This window comes from Kocuria himachalensis (genome assembly GCF_054784195.1).
In genome coordinates this window covers 1-758 of sequence record NZ_BAAGPL010000059.1, presented here as the reverse complement: position 1 = coordinate 758, position 758 = coordinate 1, and the positions used below count along the sequence as shown (strand labels likewise).

Genomic DNA, 758 nt, shown 5'->3' with positions numbered 1-758 from the left:
CCCTCGTGGCGCTGCTGCTCGTCTTCGCCATCGGCTCGATCGTGGCCCTCGCCGTGCTCGTCGCGACCCTGGCCGAGGACGAAGAACAGACCTCAGCCGGCTCCTGCACCGTCACCGCCGTCACCACGGATGACGACAACGGTGAGGAGCGGGCACCGAACGTCCCCAACGGCTGGGCGCCACTGGTTGAGGAAGCCGCCCGGACCGCCGGGCTGCCCGTGAGCGTGGTGGCAGCACAACTGGCCCAAGAATCCGGGTGGAACCCGCACGCCACTAGCCCGGCCGGCGCCCAGGGCATCGCCCAATTCATGCCCGCCACCTGGGCCACCTACGGCAACGGTGGGGACCCCTTCGACCCCGACGACGCGATCCCCGCCTACGGCCGCTACATGGCCGCCCTCAAGGACCAGGTGCAACCGATCGCCGGCGAGGACGCCGGTGAGCTCGTGCGCCTGACCCTGGCCGCCTACAACGCCGGCCCCGGGGCCGTGGAGCAGCACCAGGGGGTGCCGCCGTACCAGGAGACCCGCGACTACATCGACACGATCCTGGACACCGGCCAATCCCAGTTCTCCGCCCACTGCCAGGCCCCCACCGGGGCCATGGCCTGGGACGGAGACCTCGGCGACGGCGAGTGGACCACCCCACTGCCCGGGGGCGTGTTCACCTCCGGCTACGGCGGCCGCGCCCTGGCCGGGGTCCCCGGGTGGGCCAACCAGCACGAGGGTGTGGACATCGCCACCCCCGGGGCCGGTAAC

General features: G+C 72.3%; 1 protein-coding gene. It reads left to right on the top strand.

Going from position 1 to position 758, the window contains the following annotated elements; translation table 11 throughout:
- A partial coding sequence (locus ACYVM4_RS18530; protein ID WP_460669506.1) for a lytic transglycosylase domain-containing protein occupies positions 1-758 on the top strand: 758 nt, incomplete at both ends.